At 34.1% G+C, this 17,606-nt stretch carries 14 protein-coding genes and 1 tRNA gene; 13 read left to right on the top strand and 2 right to left on the bottom strand.

Features of this window, described 5'->3' with window-relative positions:
• The 6 genes from CLV33_RS01215 to CLV33_RS01190 all read left to right on the top strand — a co-directional run bounded on the left by CLV33_RS01215 (window position 1) and on the right by CLV33_RS01190 (window position 7,122).
• Window positions 1–1,167 (top strand): formimidoylglutamase, encoded by a 1,167-nt coding sequence (locus CLV33_RS01215; protein WP_105472359.1) that lies wholly within the window; start codon window positions 1–3, stop codon window positions 1,165–1,167.
• Between the two features lie 163 nt (window positions 1,168–1,330).
• Entirely contained in the window at window positions 1,331–2,695 is a 1,365-nt protein-coding gene (gene porK / locus CLV33_RS01210) for a type IX secretion system lipoprotein PorK/GldK (protein WP_449546271.1), read from the top strand.
• A gap of 82 nt (window positions 2,696–2,777) precedes the next feature.
• Window positions 2,778–3,410 carry a type IX secretion system motor protein PorL/GldL gene (gene porL, locus CLV33_RS01205; RefSeq protein WP_042243136.1) on the top strand — a complete coding sequence of 211 codons (633 nt, stop codon included), beginning with the start codon at window positions 2,778–2,780 and terminating at the stop codon, window positions 3,408–3,410.
• Between the two features lie 41 nt (window positions 3,411–3,451).
• Window positions 3,452–5,014 carry a type IX secretion system motor protein PorM/GldM gene (gene porM / locus CLV33_RS01200; RefSeq protein WP_042243138.1) on the top strand — a complete coding sequence of 521 codons (1,563 nt, stop codon included), beginning with the start codon at window positions 3,452–3,454 and terminating at the stop codon, window positions 5,012–5,014.
• A gap of 64 nt (window positions 5,015–5,078) precedes the next feature.
• Window positions 5,079–5,969, top strand: coding sequence for a type IX secretion system ring subunit PorN/GldN (gene porN / locus CLV33_RS01195; RefSeq protein ID WP_042243141.1), 891 nt, complete (start codon window positions 5,079–5,081; stop codon window positions 5,967–5,969).
• 106 nt (window positions 5,970–6,075) lie between these two features.
• A complete protein-coding gene (locus CLV33_RS01190) occupies window positions 6,076–7,122 on the top strand; it encodes an NAD(P)/FAD-dependent oxidoreductase (RefSeq protein ID WP_105472357.1) in 1,047 nt (348 codons plus the stop codon).
• Here CLV33_RS01190 and CLV33_RS01185 read toward each other — a convergent pair.
• Window positions 7,115–7,513 (bottom strand): DUF983 domain-containing protein, encoded by a 399-nt coding sequence (locus tag CLV33_RS01185; protein ID WP_042248035.1) that lies wholly within the window; start codon window positions 7,511–7,513, stop codon window positions 7,115–7,117. The genes CLV33_RS01190 and CLV33_RS01185 overlap by 8 nt on opposite strands.
• A gap of 154 nt (window positions 7,514–7,667) precedes the next feature.
• On the opposite strand from CLV33_RS01185, the gene CLV33_RS01180 reads away from it, so the two are divergent.
• The 7 genes from CLV33_RS01180 to CLV33_RS01150 all read left to right on the top strand — a co-directional run bounded on the left by CLV33_RS01180 (window position 7,668) and on the right by CLV33_RS01150 (window position 16,729).
• Window positions 7,668–9,575, top strand: a complete 1,908-nt coding sequence (locus CLV33_RS01180; protein WP_105472356.1) for an ABC-F family ATP-binding cassette domain-containing protein — start codon at window positions 7,668–7,670, stop codon at window positions 9,573–9,575.
• A gap of 95 nt (window positions 9,576–9,670) precedes the next feature.
• On the top strand, window positions 9,671–10,849 hold the full coding sequence (locus tag CLV33_RS01175) for an efflux RND transporter periplasmic adaptor subunit (RefSeq protein WP_105472355.1): 1,179 nt from the start codon (window positions 9,671–9,673) through the stop codon (window positions 10,847–10,849).
• A 3-nt stretch (window positions 10,850–10,852) separates the two neighbouring features.
• Entirely contained in the window at window positions 10,853–14,050 is a 3,198-nt protein-coding gene (locus tag CLV33_RS01170) for an efflux RND transporter permease subunit (RefSeq protein WP_105472354.1), read from the top strand.
• On the top strand, window positions 14,040–15,356 hold the full coding sequence (locus CLV33_RS01165; RefSeq protein ID WP_105472353.1) for a TolC family protein: 1,317 nt from the start codon (window positions 14,040–14,042) through the stop codon (window positions 15,354–15,356). Before CLV33_RS01170 ends, CLV33_RS01165 begins: the two co-directional genes overlap by 11 nt.
• Before the next feature lie 102 nt (window positions 15,357–15,458).
• On the top strand, window positions 15,459–16,280 hold the full coding sequence (locus tag CLV33_RS01160) for a Two component regulator three Y domain protein (RefSeq protein WP_105472352.1): 822 nt from the start codon (window positions 15,459–15,461) through the stop codon (window positions 16,278–16,280).
• Window positions 16,281–16,354: 74 nt separating this feature from the next.
• Complete coding sequence (locus tag CLV33_RS01155) at window positions 16,355–16,537, top strand: CPXCG motif-containing cysteine-rich protein (protein WP_042243155.1); 183 nt, start codon at window positions 16,355–16,357, stop codon at window positions 16,535–16,537.
• Between the two features lie 119 nt (window positions 16,538–16,656).
• A tRNA-Met gene (locus CLV33_RS01150) sits at window positions 16,657–16,729 on the top strand.
• Between the two features lie 153 nt (window positions 16,730–16,882).
• On the opposite strand, the gene CLV33_RS01145 is transcribed toward CLV33_RS01150, so the two are convergent.
• Window positions 16,883–17,605 carry a hypothetical protein gene (locus CLV33_RS01145; protein ID WP_105472351.1) on the bottom strand — a complete coding sequence of 241 codons (723 nt, stop codon included), beginning with the start codon at window positions 17,603–17,605 and terminating at the stop codon, window positions 16,883–16,885.
• Window position 17,606 lies beyond the last annotated feature (1 nt).

Raw genomic sequence — 17,606 nt, 5'->3', positions numbered from 1 at the left:
ATGAATTTCAATTTTCTTTCCCCCGTATCAGACAATGTTTTAGCACACAACGAATTATTGTCTACACAATCTCTGGGAAGAAAACTTCGTGTACATTCTAAACAAAAAGGTATTCCAGAATTACAAGGTGTAGATATTGCCCTGTTAGGTGTAATAGAAAACAGAAATGATGTAAATTATATTGGTGAAGCATTTACATTAGACGAAATTAGAAAGTCTCTATACGCTTTATTTCCGGGGAGTTGGAATACCACAGTAGCAGATTTAGGCGATATAAATGCAGGCGAAAGTGTAGAAGATACCTATTTTGCGCTAAGAGAAACAATAGAAATTCTTATTAAAAAACATATTATTCCTGTTTTGCTAGGAGGAAGCCAGGACCTAACATATGCTAATTATCGCGCTTATGATGCATTAATGCCTATGGTAAACTTGGTAAATATAGATTGTAAGTTCGATTTAGGGGATTCTGCAAAACCCATAAAAAATAATAGCTATGTTGGAAAAATAATTTTAGATGAGCCTTACAACCTCTTTAATTATTCAAACATTGGCTACCAAACCTATTTTAATTCGCAGGAAGAAATAGACCTAATGGAGCGTTTGTACTTTGAATCGTATCGATTAGGCGAAGTCAATAAAGATATTACTATAGTAGAGCCCGTGCTTAGAGATGCTAATATTGTTACGTTAGATTTAAAATCAGTAAAAGGCGCTGAGGTGAACTTAAAGCAAAAGTTTTCCCCTAACGGTTTAGATGGAAAGGAAATTTGTGCCATTTCTAGGTATGCAGGTATTAGTAATAAAGTAAGCTCTTTTGGTATATACGAATATAAGCCATCGCATGATGATGAGGTCACCTCAATGCTTATAGCGCAAATAATTTGGTATTTTATCGAAGGCGTAAATTGTAGGGTTAAGGATGATAATTTCGCAGATGAAAAAAGCTATCAAAAATTTTATACTTTGGTAGAGTCTCACGAACTAGTATTTTACAAGAGTAATAAAACAGGACGTTGGTGGGTGGAGATTCCTTTTTTGGCAGAAGTGAATAATAAATTAAAAAGACACACGTTATTACCATGCACGCATCAAGATTATCTAGACGCTTGTAATGATAAAGTGCCAAACCGCTGGTTTAAAGCGTTTCAGAAGAATTCTGTGTGATAGACAAAGTATGGTCAAAAGGTCAATTTTATCGGTGAAATGCCAAATTTTCACGATGAAATGTTATTTTTTTAGATAAAAAGTTGTTTTTTCGAAAATATATAAATATGTTTACGCTCTCAAAAATTAAGCTATAATCATTAACCTCGAGTTTTCTATGAATATGAAGAAGTTTGTTTTATTAACCGCAGTATTAACTTTACTGGCTAGTTGTGGCTCTAAAGATAGAGGTGAGCTGGTAGGCGTTAAAGGAAAAAAATGGCATCCAGAAAAGCCTTATGGTATGGAGCTTGTCCCTGGTGGTGCATTTATAATGGGTAAGGCCGACGACGATCTTGCTGGGGTGAATGATGCTCCAGGAAAGACAGTTACGGTTAGAGCCTTCTATATGGATGCAACCGAAATTACAAATAGTGAATACCGACAGTTCGTGCATTGGGTAAGAGATTCTATTTTAAGAATGGAGCTTGCTAAACTTGCAGACGATGTGGGGTTAACCCAAGCCGATGCAGGTACTATAGGAGAATACGCCTTTAAAGACGCAGATCCTGAAAATATGTCGGTGTACGAAAAATATATGTATGAAAATTATACAGGATTAGGGCCAACAGGATATGAAGGGAGAAAAATTAATAAAGATGTAGACCTAATCTTTGATACATCAGAATATTTAGATGAGTATTATGCTGAGGTTATGGATACTATGTATTTGCCTTTAGAAGAATCTTATAACGGGCAGCGTACTTGGGATGTGAAAAAGTTCAAATTCCAGTACAGTTACATGGATATTCAAGAAGCTGCGAAAAGTAGAGGTGTTAAACGTAGTAAAGTAATTAAAAAGGAAGAAGTAGAAGTATATCCTGATACAACAGTTTGGATTAGAGATTTTCAATATTCGTACAACGAGCCAATGCACAACGATTATTTTTGGCACGAAGCTTATGGCGAATATCCTGTAGTTGGTGTAACTTGGAAACAAGCAAAAGCCTTTTGCGAATGGAGAACCATTAATAAAAACACCTACCAAAAAACCAGAAAAGGTGCTGCTTTGGTAAATAGATTTAGATTACCATCAGAAGCAGAGTGGGAATATGCTGCCAGAGGTGGCCTGCAAGCAGCAACGTATCCGTGGGGAGGTCCTTACACTAAAAGTGATAGGGGTTGTTTTATGGCAAACTTTAAACCAGTACGTGGAGATTACGCAGCAGACCAAGCATTGTATACAGTAGAAGCGAAGTCTTACGAGCCAAACGATTACAATTTATACAATATGGCTGGTAACGTTTCAGAATGGGTAAATGCATCATACGACCCTGCGTCTTATGAGTATTCATCAACCATAAATCCAAGTGTTAACGATCCAGATAATACGCGTAAAGTTATTCGCGGTGGGTCTTGGAAAGATGTGGCTTACTTTTTACAGGTAAGTTCAAGAGATTACGAATATGCAGATTCTGCAAGAAGTTATATAGGTTTCAGAACCGTTCAAGATTACATGGGGACAAACGTAACTAAGAACGGTAAATAAATCGTATTAAATCAAATCAGTAATAACTATTAATTTAACCTACTTAAGTAGTTTGTCTGCTTAAAATTAAAAACCAAAAATTATGGCACAGTCAAAAGCAAGTAAAAGATTCATGAATATGGCCTACGGATTAGGGGCATCAATTGTAATCATCGGAGCATTATTTAAAATTACACACTTCGAAATAGGATTCTTAACCGGTAACGTAATGTTAACCATTGGTCTTGTAACCGAAGCAATTATTTTCGCACTATCGGCATTTGAACCAGTAGACAACGATTTAGATTGGTCTTTAGTATATCCTGAATTAGCAGGTGGAGAGGCGTCTGCAAAAGAGTCTCAAAACCCTAAAGGTGTATTGTCTCAAAAATTAGACGAGTTACTAAAAGAAGCTAAGATAGACGGAGAATTAATGGCAAGCTTAGGCGAAAGTATTAAAAACTTTGAAGGAGCAGCAAAAGGTATCTCTCCAACTGTAGATTCTATTCAAGCTACACAAAAGTATGGTGAAGAGTTATCTTTGGCAGCAGCACAAATGGAATCTTTAAATAGCTTGTACAAAGTACAGTTAGAGAGCATTAACAAACAAGCTTCTATAAATGAGGAGTCTGTAGAAAATGCCGCTAAATTAAAAGAACAAATGGCATCTTTAGCTTCAAACTTATCTTCACTTAACGGTGTATATGGTGGAATGTTATCTGCAATGAACAAATAATTAGGGGGTACCCAAATTTAATAACCAAAACCTAATTAAACATGGCAGGAGGAAATTTATCACCAAGACAGAAAATGATAAACTTGATGTATTTAATATTTATAGCAATGCTAGCTTTAAATATGTCGAAAGAAGTTTTATCAGCATTCGGATTAATGAACGAAAAGCTAACGGTCTCAAACGAAGCAACAGAAGAGAGAAACAACAACTTTCTTGCTAGTTTAGAATTAAAAGCTGAGGAACAACCAGAAAAATTTAAACCATTAAAAGCAAAAGCTGAAAAATTAGATAAACTAGCATCAGATTTTGATGCTTATTTAGCTGATTTAAAGAGTAAAATGACCGCTAAGATTGATAATCCAACGGATTATGAAATTATGGACAAAGGCGATTATCTTGACCAAAACTTTTTTAAAGGTGATAAGATAAAACCAGATGGTGAAGAGTTTTTAAACCAAATGAGAACTTTTAGAGAAGGTGTTGTTGATTTACTTAAAGGGCAACCAGGAATGGAGCCTGTTATTGATGACGTAAAAAAGAAGTTTAGTACCGATGATGTAAAGAATAGAGATAACAGACCTCAAGGTTGGTTAGACTATCACTTTAAAGGCTTTCCATTAGTAGCCTCTTTAACTAAAATGACACAGCTTCAAGCAGATATCAAAACTACAGAATCTGAGGTATTGTCAAACATGTTACAAGGTACACTTTCAAGCGAAGTATCTATGACAAACTATACAACGTTAATGGAAACTTCAAAGTCGGCTTACTTCAACGGAGAGCAATTCGATGGCCAAATTGTATTAGGTCGTAAAGATGCATCTACAAAACCAAGTAGAGTAGAACTAACCTTAGATGGAAGAAAACTTACTGAAAACCAGTATTCTATTGAAGATGGTAAGGTGAAGTTAAAAGTAGGTACAGGTGGCGTTGGAGAGCATACAATTGAAGGTAAACTAATATTTGCACAAGATGGTGAAGAGATTGAAGTACCTGTTAAATCATCTTTTGCTACAGTAGCTAAGCCAAATGCAGCCACTATTTCTGCTGATAAAATGAATGTAGTGTATAGAGGTGTTAAAAACCCAATGACTATCTCATTTGCAGGTATACCAGATAATAAAGTAAATGCAAGTGCACAAGGTTTATCAGGTGTTGGCGGTAGTAGATATATTATGGATGCAACAAACATCAAAGGTAGAGAAGTAACAATTAATGTTACAGGTACACTACCAGATGGAGGAAAAGTAACGGATAATGCTAAATTCAGAATTAAAGATTTACCAAAACCAACAGGAACAGTTAGAGGGGAAGATGGTGCAATTAAAATGCAGCGTCAAAGCTTAGAAAAATCGTCTATTGGTGCAAAATTCGAAGATTTTGATTTTGAGCTACCATTACGCGTTACAGGATTTAAATTTAAAGTTCCAGGACAGCCTACAATAGATGTAAACGGAAACAAACTAGATAGTAGAGCAAAAAGTGCCTTACGTAAAGCTAAGCGTGGTTCTGGTGTTCAGATATTTGATATAGAAGCTAAAGCAAGTGGCGTAAGTGTGATCCTTAAAAAAGTATCACCAGTATTTGTTGAGCTTACAAATTAATCCCAAAGTTTTTTGGGATAGGCTAACAACAATGTTAACCTCATAAAATAAAATGAAGAATAAGATGAATTTTAAAAGTGTTTTATTAACCGTTGTAACTGTTTTTACAGCAGGAAGCATGTTTGCTCAAGCCAACATACTTAATGCGAAAAGCCCTGAAGAAATAGGCGTAAGAACAGCTGAACAGAAGGCAATTGATAACGATAAACCTTTAGAGTATGGATATGTCGATGATAGGGATATTCTATTTTCTAAAATGGTTTGGGAACGCATTATGCTCGATGAGCGTGCAAACTTCCCATTATATTATCCTATCGATACCAACAATATTGGTAATAACAGACGTTCGTTATATGATGTTTTAATGAAAAACATTAAGAATGGAAAAATAAAAAACATTTACGACGATTCTTATTTTACTACAAAACGTACGTTAAAGGATATAGAAGCTGCTTTATCTAAAATAGATACTACAGAGTACGGTATAGAACAATTAAACGCGGGAGAGCAATTGTCTGAAGAATTTATAGACAGACGTGATATTACCGCTGCTGATATTGTGGAGTATCGTATAAAAGGATTATGGTATTTTGATAAACGCCATGCTGAAATGAAGTATAGACTTTTAGGTATTGCTCCTGTAGCACCTGATGTTAACTTTATTGATGATGAAAATCCTGATTTAGTACCACTATTCTGGATATTTTTTCCAGATGCAAGAGAAGTGTTGCACGAAGCCAAAGCATTTAATAATGAAAACAGTGCCATACCACATTCGTTCGATCATTTGTTAAACTCCAGACGTTTTCAAGGTTATATTTATAAAGAAGAAAATGTACAGGGCGATAGAAAGGTTAACGAGTATATTACAGACAATGCTTTAATGCAACTGCTAGAATCAGAACGTATTAAAACTAAAATTAGAGATTTTGAATTAGATATGTGGACCTACTAATTTTAATCTCTTACATATAGCAACAAACGCCCGCTTTTAAGTGGGCGTTTTTCTTTTGTGCTAAGTAGATGATTGTAGTACGCTATTTTGTTAAATTTGTACCCATATGAAAAAAGAGTACGATTATATTATAGTTGGTCTTGGGTTAGCTGGTATTAGTTTTTGCGAACAATTACGTGCTAATAATAAAACCTTTGTTGTTTTTGATGATAGTTCGCAAAAATCATCGGTGGTAGCTGGCGGTTTATATAACCCAGTAGTTTTAAAACGCTTTACAGCCGTTTGGGAAAGCGATACACAATTAGATATAGCATTAAAGCACTACAATAACTTAGAAAAACTCTTAAAAGTAACTTTAGATTATAAAATACCTGTTTACAGAAAATTTGCATCGGTTGAAGAACAAAATAATTGGTTTTTAGCTTCAGATAAGCCAAAGCTCGCTAAGTACCTTTCTTCAAAAATTATTTCTAACAATAATAAAGCTATTAAAGCAGATTTTGGTTTTGGCGAAGTGCAACACACTGGCCGTATAGATGTAAATAAGCTTATTAAATCCTACAAAACCTTTTTAGACTATCATAACGCTTTAAAAGAAGAATCTTTTAATTACGATGCTTTAAAGGTTAAAAAGGACTATTTAAGCTATAAAAATAGTATAGGGAAACACATAGTTTTTTCAGAAGGTTTTGGTGTAACTAAAAATCCGTTTTTTAAAAATTTGCCTCTAAGCCCAACAAAAGGCGAATTATTAACTATTTACGCGCCAGAATTAAAGATTGATTTTGTTTTAAAAGGTCCCGTGTTTTTAATTCCAATAGGAAACGATTTATATATTGTTGGCGCCACATACGAATTATACGATTTAACCCATAACACAACCCAAAAAGCCAAAACAAAGCTTTTAGAAGGGCTTAAAAGCATGATTTCTTGTCCGTTTGAAATCATCAATCAAGTTGCAGGCATACGTCCTACGGTAAAAGACCGCAGGCCTTTGGTTGGTCAGCATAAAGATTATAAAAATATGTATTTACTTAACGGACTGGGCACAAGAGGTGTTATGATTGGGCCATATGTTGCAAAACAACTTTATGAGTTAATACATAAAGATATTTCTTTAGAGAAAGACATTAGTTTATCTAGGCTTAACTAGTTTTTTTATTTTTATTAGCAAGTGTTTCGTCGTAGCTCATAAACATATTTATCCAAATATTTCTAGAAAGTCGCATTATAACTGGCATAAATACAATAAGCGTTCCTACAATAGCAATAAAAGTAACAGTTAAGTCGGCTCCCAATATTAAATTACTAATTACAAAAGCAGCAACACCAAATGCAACCCCCACTGCATAACTAACGTACATTGCGCCGTAAAAAAAAGAAGGTTCTATACGGTATTTTGTATTGCAGTGCGAGCAGCGTTCGTTTACTTTTAAAGTGTCTGAAAGCGCATATGCATTTTTATTGCTGTACATGGATTCTTGGTGACATTTAGGGCAGCACCCCGTTAATATACTATAAATTTTTGTTCCTTTTTTAAACATTTATTTTAATGTATTTTTGCTCGCGTAATCACAAAACTGTTTTTTAGCTTTAGTTGTAAATTTTATTTAAAAATGCTGTTCCCATAAATTAAGAGAACTAAACAACAAAGGTAAATTTTAAAGTTTAAATCGTTGTAACCTAAGTCACATTTCTATGCTCAATATTCATAATTTATCTATTTCATTTCAAGGAGAATACCTTTTTGAAGATATTACTTTTAAGCTTGGAAATGGAGATCGCGTGGGCTTAATTGGGAAAAATGGCGCAGGAAAATCTACAATGCTTAAAATTTTATCAAAAGAATTAGATCCAGATTCGGGTCAGATAGCAGCAGATAAAACTTTAAAAATAGGATTTCTAAAACAAGATATAGATTTTGTTTTTGGGCGAACAGTGCTAGAAGAGGCTTATGAGGCATTTGAAGAAATAAAGCAGCTAGAGGCAAAAATGGAAGGTATAAATACCCAACTAGCTGAACGTACCGATTACGAAAGTGAAGGCTACCACCAACTCATGATAGATATTAACGATTTACAGCACCAATACGAAATAATTGGTGGGTATAATTATCAAGGAAATACCGAGAAAATTCTTCAGGGTTTAGGGTTTAAAAGAGAGGATTTTAATAGCCTTACCGATACGTTTTCTGGTGGATGGCGTATGCGTATAGAATTAGCTAAACTATTGCTTCAAGATAACGATATTTTGCTCTTAGATGAGCCTACTAACCACTTGGATATAGAGTCTATTATTTGGTTGGAAGGATTTCTTAAAAATTATACAGGAGCGGTAGTAATAGTATCTCATGATAAAATGTTTTTAGATAACGTAACAAACCGTACCATAGAGATTTCTTTGGGGCGCATATACGATTATCCAAAACCATATTCAAAATATCTAGTACTTAGGGAGGAAATAAGGGAACAGCAGTTAGCGTCTCAAAAAAACCAACAAAAACAAATTGAACATACCGAGAAACTTATAGAAAAATTTAGGGCCAAAGCTTCTAAGGCAACTATGGCACAATCGCTAATAAAAAAACTAGATAAAATTGAGCGTATTGAAGTTGATGAAGATGATAATAGTGTAATGACACTTAATTTTCCAGTTTCAGTAACCCCGGGAAAAGTGGTTGTAGAAGCAGAAAATATCTCAAAAAGTTATGGAGATAACCACGTTTTAAAACATATAGATTTGCGTATTGAGCGCGACAGCAAAACCGCTTTTGTTGGGCAGAACGGACAAGGAAAGTCTACACTTGCTAAAATTATTGTAGGTGAAATTAAATACAACGGACATCTAAAACTGGGGCATAACGTGCAGATAGGTTATTTTGCCCAAAACCAAGCAGAGTATTTAGATGGTAATAAAACAGTTTTAGATACAATGATTGATGCTGCAAACGAAAGTAATAGAAGTAAAGTTCGCGATATTTTAGGGTCGTTTTTGTTTAGAGGTGAAGAGGTAGAGAAGTATGTAAAGGTGCTATCGGGAGGAGAACGTAACCGCTTAGCATTGGCTAAACTGATGTTGCAACCCTTTAACGTGCTAATTATGGATGAGCCAACCAACCATTTAGATATTAAATCTAAAAACGTACTTAAAGAAGCATTAAAACGTTTTGAAGGTACATTAATATTGGTATCTCACGATAGAGATTTTTTACAAGGGTTAACCAATTTAGTTTACGAATTTAAAGACCATAAAATAAAAGAATACCTTGGCGATGTTGATTATTATTTAGAACAACGGCAAGTTGAAAACTTAAGAGAGGTAGAAAAACGTACTGTAATTAAAAATGTTCCTGAAGAAAAAAAGCAGCATTCTTACCAAGAGCAAAAAAAGCTAAAGTCATTAAACAATAAGTTGAGTAATGTAGAGGCTAAAATCTCTGAGTTAGAAAAAGAAATAGCTGCCATAGATTTAGAACTGGAGATTAATTATGAGGAAGTAACTTCTAAACCTAATTTTTTTGATGATTATCAAAAGAAAAAATCAGATTTAGATAACTACATGAAAGATTGGGAAACACTACACGAGCAACTCGATAACATGGGTTAAAAACCTATGTTGTTAGTCTTTTTGGGTTTTTTTTAACTATTATAATTTTAATATCAGGTAAATTTGTCGCTTTAGTGACTACCACAGATAATTATATGAGAAAAATTATACTAGCTATTTTAGGTATTTTAATTATTATAAGTGCCTTATTTATTGCAAAAAACCTAATTAACAGTAAAAAAAGACCAAAACCCGTTCAAGAAAAAGTTGTAAAAACTGTTTTTACAGATACTGTTAAAAACGGTATCGTAAAAATAGTAATACCTGCAAATGGAAGTCTGGTAGCTAAACGTAGGGTTGAATTATATTCAGAAGTTCAAGGTGTTTTTAAATCTGGGGCAAAATTATTTAAACCAGGGCAAAAATTCGCAAAAGGGCAAACGCTTATTCGTATTGATGCAGCAGAGTTCTATGCAGGCTTACAATCTGCTAAAAGCGATTTGTATAATTCAATAGCTGCTGTAATGCCAGATTTACAGCTAGATTTTCCAGAAATTTCCGGTAAGTGGCAAAAGTACCTTAATAGTTTTAATTTAAACGCAAGTACGCCAAAGCTTCCAGAAATGTCTTCAGAAAAAGAAAATTACTTTATTACAGGCAGAGGTATAGTATCTAGTTACTACAATGTTAAAAATTTAGAAGAGCGTTTGTCTAAGTATACCATTAAAGCACCTTTTAGTGGCGTTTTAGTAGAGGCACTGGTTACAGAAGGTTCTTTAGTTAGGGCAGGACAAAAATTAGGTGAGTTTATAGATCCTTCAGTTTACGAAATGGAAGTGGCTATAAGTAAAGCATATGCCTCGTTGCTAAAAGTAGGAGAACCTGTTGTTTTAAATAATTTAGACGATACAAAAACCTACAATGGTGTGGTTTCTAGAGTAAATGGCAGTATTGATGCCACTACACAAACCATTACTGCATATATTGAAGTGAAAAATGAAGCGCTTAAAGAAGGCATGTATCTTGAAGCGAACTTAAATGCTAAAGAAGAACCAGAATCTATAGAAATTAACCGAAACCTATTAAATGAAGGCGCACAGATTTTTGTAGTAAGAGATAGTATTTTAGATGTAATGGATGTTAAACCGGTTTATTTTTCAGATACTAAAGTAGTTTTAAAACAAGTTCCAGATGGTACAATAATATTATCTAAACCAGTACCTGGAGCCTACGCAGGTATGCTTGTAAAACCTTACGAAGACAAAAATAATGCTGGTGCTACAACTACAAGTACGCCTTCTGAAACAGACATAAGAAATAGAAAAGCAAAATAGGATATGAGAAAGCTAATTGCCTATTTTATACGCTACCACGTAGCTGTTAATGTATTTATTCTAGCATTTGCCGTTTTTGGAATTGCAGGCTACTTATCACTTAAATCGTCATTTTTTCCCTTAGTAGATTCAAAAATCATTAACATAAATATCACTTATCCAGGAGCTTCGCCCCAAGAGATAGAAGAAGGTATTGTGTTGCAAATAGAAGATAACCTTAAAGGGCTAAAGGGTATAGATCGTGTTACCTCTACATCTAGAGAAAATAGCGGTACCATAACCGTAGAAATAGAGAAAGGCGAAAACATAGATTTTATGTTGCTTGAGGTAAAAAATGCTGTAGATAGGGTGCCATCGTTCCCTACGGGTATGGAGCCCCTTGTAGTTGCTAAAAGCGAGGCTATAAGGGAAACAATATCCTTTGCTTTAAGCGGTAAAAACGTTCCTCTGGCAACATTAAAACAACTGGGTAGGCAGGTAGAAAACGATTTACGTGCCATTGACGGTATTTCGCAAGTAGAGGTTACTGGTTATCCTGCTGAGGAAATAGAAATAGCAGTTAACGAAAGCAATTTGTTAGCTTATAACTTAACTTTTGCCGAAGTAGCGCTAGCCGTTAGCACTTCTAATATTTTGGTTACAGGTGGAAATATAAAAACAGATGCCGAGGAATATTTAATTAGAGCCAATAATCGTTCCTATTATGGCGACGAACTCTCTAACTTAATTATTAGAGCTACACCAGAAGGAAAAACAGTACGTTTAAAAGATGTTGCTATTGTTCGGGATCGGTTTTCTGAAACCCCAAATGCTACGTATTTTAATCAAGATTTATCGGTTAATATTTCTGTAACTAGCACAAATAATGAAGATTTAATAGCTTCAGCAGATAAAGTTAAGGCTTACATAGAAGATTATAACCAAAAACACGAAAACATAAGGCTAGATGTTGTAAGAGATTTATCTATTACACTGAAACAGCGTACCCAACTTTTAGCAGAAAACGCCATTTTTGGAATAATTTTAGTATTAACGTTCTTGTCTTTATTCTTAAATACGCGTTTGGCATTTTGGGTAGCTTTTGGGCTGCCTATTTCATTTCTTGGAATGTTTATTTTTGCGGGTCAGTTTGATGTAACCATTAATGTATTATCCCTTTTTGGGATGATTATTGTTATTGGTATTTTAGTTGACGATGGTATTGTAATTGCCGAAAATATTTACCAGCATTACGAAAAAGGCAAAACACCAGTGCAAGCTGCCATAGATGGAACAATGGAGGTTATTCCGCCGGTAGTATCGGCTATTGTTACAACGCTTTTGGCGTTTTCTCTATTTTTATTTTTAGATAGTAGAATTGGTGAGTTTTTTGGCGAGGTATCTGTTATTGTTATCCTCACATTAGTAGTATCTTTAGTAGAAGCCTTAATTATACTTCCGGCCCATTTAGCACACTCTAAAGCACTAAGAAAACAAGTTCCAGATGAAAATCCTTCAAAAATAAAGCAATTTTTCGCTAAAATGCGTGGCATAAATGCTTTTGGAGATCGTATTATGAAATCTCTAAGAGACAAGATTTACGTGCCAGTGTTAGAGTTTGTGCTAAAGTTTAAAATGTTTGCTTTAGGTATTTTTATAGCTTTACTTGTGCTTACTTTTGGCTCAATAGGAGGTGGTATTATAGGTGTAACACTATTTCCTTCTATAGCTAGTGATACGGTTTCTATAGAATTAGATATGCCAAATGGTACTAATGTTAAGATTACAGACTCTATTATTTCGATGATAGAAGAAAAATCGTTTATTGTAAATAAAGAGTTTACCGAAAAGTATTTAAAAGGTACAGATAAGGAACTGTTTGAAAATACAATTCTGAGTTTAAATAGCAGCTCCAGTGCTAGATTGGTTATTAATATGTTGCCAGGTGAAGAACGCCCAGACGAAATAAAATCTTCTCTAGTAGCAAACAGGCTTCGCGAATTGGTAGGTCCTGTAATTGGTACAGAACGTTTAGTTTTTGGTTCTGGTGGGAATTTTGGTGGTAGCCCAGTTTCAGTAGCATTATTAGGAAATAATATTGATGATTTAAAAGCTGCAAAAACCGAATTGAAACAGGTTTTAAGCGAAAATCCATTGTTAAAGGATATAGAGGACAATGATCCAGCAGGAATTAAAGAAATAAGGCTAGAGTTAAAAGAAAGTGCGTATTTGTTAGGTTTAGATTTAAGAACAGTTATGACCCAAGTACGCGCAGGTTTCTTTGGCGCACAGGCGCAACGTTTCCAAAGAGGACAAGATGAAATTAAAGTTTGGGTGCGTTACGATAGAAATAATAGGTCGTCTATCAATGATTTAGACGATATGCGCATACAAACACCATCGGGAGATCGTGTTGCCTTAAATGATATTGCAACATATACCATAGAAAGGGGCGATGTAGCTATAAATCACCTAGAAGGTCAACGAGAAATAAGAGTTTCTGCCGATTTAAAAGATCCTAGCAATAGTGCAACCGATATTTTAGAAGATTTAAAGAACAATACTATCCCCGATTTACAATCTAAGTATCCAACTATTTCAGCTTCATTTGAAGGGCAAAATCGAGAGGCTTCAAAACTAAGTAGCTCATTGAGGTATTACGGACTTATCATTCTATGCTTAATATACATCACTATAGCATTTACCTTTAGAAGTTATAGTCAACCCATATTGCTCATACTTTTAGTGCCATTTAGTTTAACCGCAGTTGCCTGGGGCCATTGGTTACTTGGCTTCCCTGTAAATATTTTATCATTATTAGGTATTATAGCGCTTATAGGTATTATGGTAAACGACGGCTTGGTACTTATAGGAAAGTTTAACAGCAACCTAAAAGAAGGGATGGCGTTCGATATAGCTTTAACCGAAGCCGGTAAGGCCCGTTTTAGAGCCATTTTCTTAACATCCTTAACCACTATAGCTGGTTTAGCACCTTTATTATTGGAAAAAAGTAGGCAAGCACAGTTTTTAAAACCCATGGCCATAGCTATTTCTTTTGGAATAGGTTATGCTACTATCTTAACATTACTGGTATTGCCATTGTTTTTAGCATTTAGTAATAGTATTAAAAAGAATGTTAAATGGTTATATACAGGTAATGATGTTACAAAAGAAGAAGTAGAACGCGCCATTAAAGAACAAAAAGAAGAAAATGAATATTAAAATATATTTAACTTTTAATCTGTTTTTTCTCAGTATTGCCATGAGCGCTCAAAACATACTTACTGCAGAAGAAGCAATGCAACTTACTTTAGAAAACAACTACGGTATTAAGGTTGCCAATAACTTGGTAAAAGTCTCAGAAAACAATGCAAATATTTTAAACTCCCAATATTTACCAACCCTAACAGGCAATGCGGGGGCAACCCTTAATATAGATAATACGGAAGCTGAATTTTCTAACGGAAATGTTACCACACTCGAAGGCGCTGAAAGTTCTCGTTACAATGCATCTGTAAACTTAAATTATGTATTGTTTGATGGTTTTGGTAGAAGGTATAATTATAAAAGTTTAAAGGAACAATATAAACTAACAGAGCTAGAAGCGCGAGAAACTATTGAAAACACAATTCTTCAATTATTTACCGTGTATTACAGTGTAGCACAGTTATACGAAAATAAGCAGGTGTTAGAACAAACTTTAAACATATCAAACGATAGGCTTAAACGTGCAGACTATCAATTCAACTATGGTCAGGCAACAAAATTAGATGTTCTGAATGCTGAAGTTGATATAAATAATGATAGTATTAATTTAATTAACGCGCAACAAGAACTTAACAATGCCAAACGAGATTTAAATTTAGTAACAGGAAATGCATTGCAAGAACGTTTTAATGTAGACACCAATATTAATTTTGTAGTATCTTTAAACAAAGCAGATTTATTACAAAAAGCAGTTGAGCAAAATATTACATTACAGCAAGTAAATAAAAATATACTTATTAATCAATACGAACTTAAAACTGGTAAATCAGAATATTTACCAACTATTGGTTTAACAGGTTCATATGGTTGGAATAAAAACAACAACAATGCTGCGGCGTTCTTAGCGGTTTCAACAAATACAGGCATATCGGGAGGGCTTAACCTAACATGGAATTTATTTGATGGCGGACAAACCATAACTAGGGTAAAAAATGCAAAAGTAAATTTAGAGATACAACAACTTCAAAAAGAAGAGCTGCTACTTAGTGTTAAAAGAGATTTTAATAACGCTTGGGACGATTACCAAAACAAGCTTACTGTTTTAAAAATCCAAGAAGACAACATTGTTACTTCGCAAAATAATTTCGACAGAACTTTAGAGAAGTTTAAATTAGGCCAGATTAATTCCATAGAATTTAGGCAAGCACAACTTAACCTAATTAATGCAGAGTTAAGTAAAAACCAAGCAAAATATCAAGCCAAAATAGCAGAGTTAGAGCTTTTGCGATTAAGTGGTGAATTATTAAACTATCAGTTCTAGAGTTGAAGATGTTAAAATTTTAAGCATTTCGTCGATAAAAATAGTTTTTCATCTATTTAGTTCTTATTTTCGTACACAGATTAGTCCTAAATCAACCTAAAGATGAAAAACCTAAAGTATACAATTTTAACTTTTTTATTCTCAGTAGCTGCATTCGCTAATGTTTCTAACAGCGAAAAACAAGCATTATTAGCATTATACAACACTACCAATGGTACAGAATGGAATTCTACATGGGATACAAACACACCAATAGAAACTTGGTATGGCGTAAAAGTAGAAAACGATAAAGTTGTTGAAATTAATTTGCCTTTTAATAATTTAAATGGACCATTACCATCAGAAATAGGTAACCTAACTAGTTTAACAAAACTTAACTTAGGCTTCAACGGTTTAACAGGCAAAGTGCCTACAGCACTTAGCAAGTTGCAAAATCTTGAAGTTTTAGAGTTGTTTATGAATAAGTTTGAAGGAGAAATTCCTGCAGAATTAGGTAAATTAAAAAACCTTAAATCCTTAAAGCTTTACAGCAATAAGTTAGTAGGTAACATTCCGCTATCTTTAATGGAGCTAACCAACCTAGAAGAACTTTTAATAGGTAGCAATTATTTAACAGGTAACATACCACGCGAAATACAAGCGCTGAAAAAGTTGAAGAAATTTAGTGTTATGGATAACAAAATGGATGGCGAAATTCCTGTTGAAATGGCGCAGTTAACCGAGTTGGAGGAGTTGCTACTATCTAGTAACGAATTTACGGGAGATGTACCAATAGAATTTATTAACCTAACAAAAATAAATACTATTATGGTTAGTGATAATAAATTAAACAAAGAATATCTTAGTGTATCTGGTAAAAATCCACCTTCGTTAATGTTAATGGAAAGTAATGCCACAGCAACGATGGATATTGAAAAAGAATAATGTAATAGTATATTTTCATAAAAGTTAATGGTAAAAAAGATGCACAATTGTGTATCTTTTTTTTATTTTTAAATATGGAAGAGCATTATTTTACTTGCCCTTATTGTTGGGAACAAATATCTATGTTGTTAGACAATTCTGTAGCGCATCAAGAGTATATAGAGGATTGTGAAGTTTGTTGTAATCCAATACAAATTACAGTAAGGTTTCAAAACGCTGAAATTGCAGAATTTCAAGCAATACCTATAGAACAGTAATATTTTTAATTTTATTCTTGTAGAAACCTAAAAAGCATTGTATATTTGCATTCCGAAATAATTTGGTCGGCATTATGAACCGAAAGTTAAAAGCTAAGTAAATTATTTTAGAGTTATATCGCGGGATAGAGCAGTAGGTAGCTCGTCGGGCTCATAACCCGAAGGTCACTGGTTCGAGTCCAGTTCCCGCTACAAAGTAAAAAGGCTTCAAGAAATTGAAGCCTTTTTTATTCTAACAGGTGTTCTCTGTCCTGAAATAGCGATGCGCTATAATCTGAGTGTAATGAAAACTTTATAAAATTCAGGGTATATTAAGCATATTCAATAAAGTTACTCACTTTTTTATCATTCAACACTAAATTGAAATACTTGAGATTCTGAATTATTATTTTGGTCATCGTGGGTTACAACATTCCAAAAATAGGTGTTTCCTGAACCAACGGTTACCACTGTATTGGTATTATTTGTAGTAATCACCTTGGTTACGGGTGGATTTACAGTGCCAAAAAACACATCATATGCTGTAATATCATTATCAATATCCTCTCCTTTCCATTGTAAAGTAACAGAAGTTGTAGAAGGGTTTAAAGCTTCTGATAATGCAGGCGCTATTAATTCAGCAGGAAATGGAGCGTACGATGATACCGCTTCTCCAGCATTGTAAAACTTCCATGTAGGGCTTTGTGCCGTTTCACTACCAGAATTTTTAGAAACCACATACCAAGAGTAAGGTGTGCCCCTTAAAATGGTAATACTTCTTTCAGAAATATTAGATGTGTAATTCTGCGTGTTTTGCGTATTTAAATTTTTCACAAATAATTGGTAGGATGTTGCATTGCTAGCATCGTTCCAATTAAATACAACGGTACTTTCTGTACTAGTTAAATTAGAGCCCGTTGTACATTCTGAGTTTTGCTCTGGAAAAACTAAAGTTGCAGCACTTGGAGGATCTACCTTACCGGGATCGGGGTCGGGGTCTGGTGTGTCATCGCCACCACCACTGCTACAGTTAAAAATAAAAAAGCAAACTACTAAACTTCCGAAAATATATTTAATTGACTTTTTCATA

Source organism: Jejuia pallidilutea, from assembly GCF_002973595.1.
Lineage (GTDB): Bacteria > Bacteroidota > Bacteroidia > Flavobacteriales > Flavobacteriaceae > Jejuia > Jejuia pallidilutea.
This window is presented reverse-complemented; position numbering and strand designations above follow the sequence as displayed.

Bases quoted from the DNA above. Each gene is read 5' to 3' on its own strand.
- porM (WP_042243138.1), top strand. From the start codon at position 3,452: ATGGCAGGAGGAAATTTATCACCAAGACAGAAAATGATAAACTTGATG.
- CLV33_RS01180 (WP_105472356.1), top strand. From the start codon at position 7,668: ATGCTCAATATTCATAATTTATCTATTTCATTTCAAGGAGAATACCTT.
- CLV33_RS01145 (WP_105472351.1), bottom strand. From the start codon at position 17,605: ATGAAAAAGTCAATTAAATATATTTTCGGAAGTTTAGTAGTTTGCTTT.
- CLV33_RS01170 (WP_105472354.1), top strand. From the start codon at position 10,853: ATGAGAAAGCTAATTGCCTATTTTATACGCTACCACGTAGCTGTTAAT.
- CLV33_RS01175 (WP_105472355.1), top strand. From the start codon at position 9,671: ATGAGAAAAATTATACTAGCTATTTTAGGTATTTTAATTATTATAAGT.
- porN (WP_042243141.1), top strand. From the start codon at position 5,079: ATGAATTTTAAAAGTGTTTTATTAACCGTTGTAACTGTTTTTACAGCA.
- CLV33_RS01215 (WP_105472359.1), top strand. From the start codon at position 1: ATGAATTTCAATTTTCTTTCCCCCGTATCAGACAATGTTTTAGCACAC.
- CLV33_RS01185 (WP_042248035.1), bottom strand. From the start codon at position 7,513: ATGTTTAAAAAAGGAACAAAAATTTATAGTATATTAACGGGGTGCTGC.
- CLV33_RS01160 (WP_105472352.1), top strand. From the start codon at position 15,459: ATGAAAAACCTAAAGTATACAATTTTAACTTTTTTATTCTCAGTAGCT.
- porK (WP_449546271.1), top strand. From the start codon at position 1,331: ATGAAGAAGTTTGTTTTATTAACCGCAGTATTAACTTTACTGGCTAGT.
- porL (WP_042243136.1), top strand. From the start codon at position 2,778: ATGGCACAGTCAAAAGCAAGTAAAAGATTCATGAATATGGCCTACGGA.
- CLV33_RS01165 (WP_105472353.1), top strand. From the start codon at position 14,040: ATGAATATTAAAATATATTTAACTTTTAATCTGTTTTTTCTCAGTATT.
- CLV33_RS01155 (WP_042243155.1), top strand. From the start codon at position 16,355: ATGGAAGAGCATTATTTTACTTGCCCTTATTGTTGGGAACAAATATCT.
- CLV33_RS01190 (WP_105472357.1), top strand. From the start codon at position 6,076: ATGAAAAAAGAGTACGATTATATTATAGTTGGTCTTGGGTTAGCTGGT.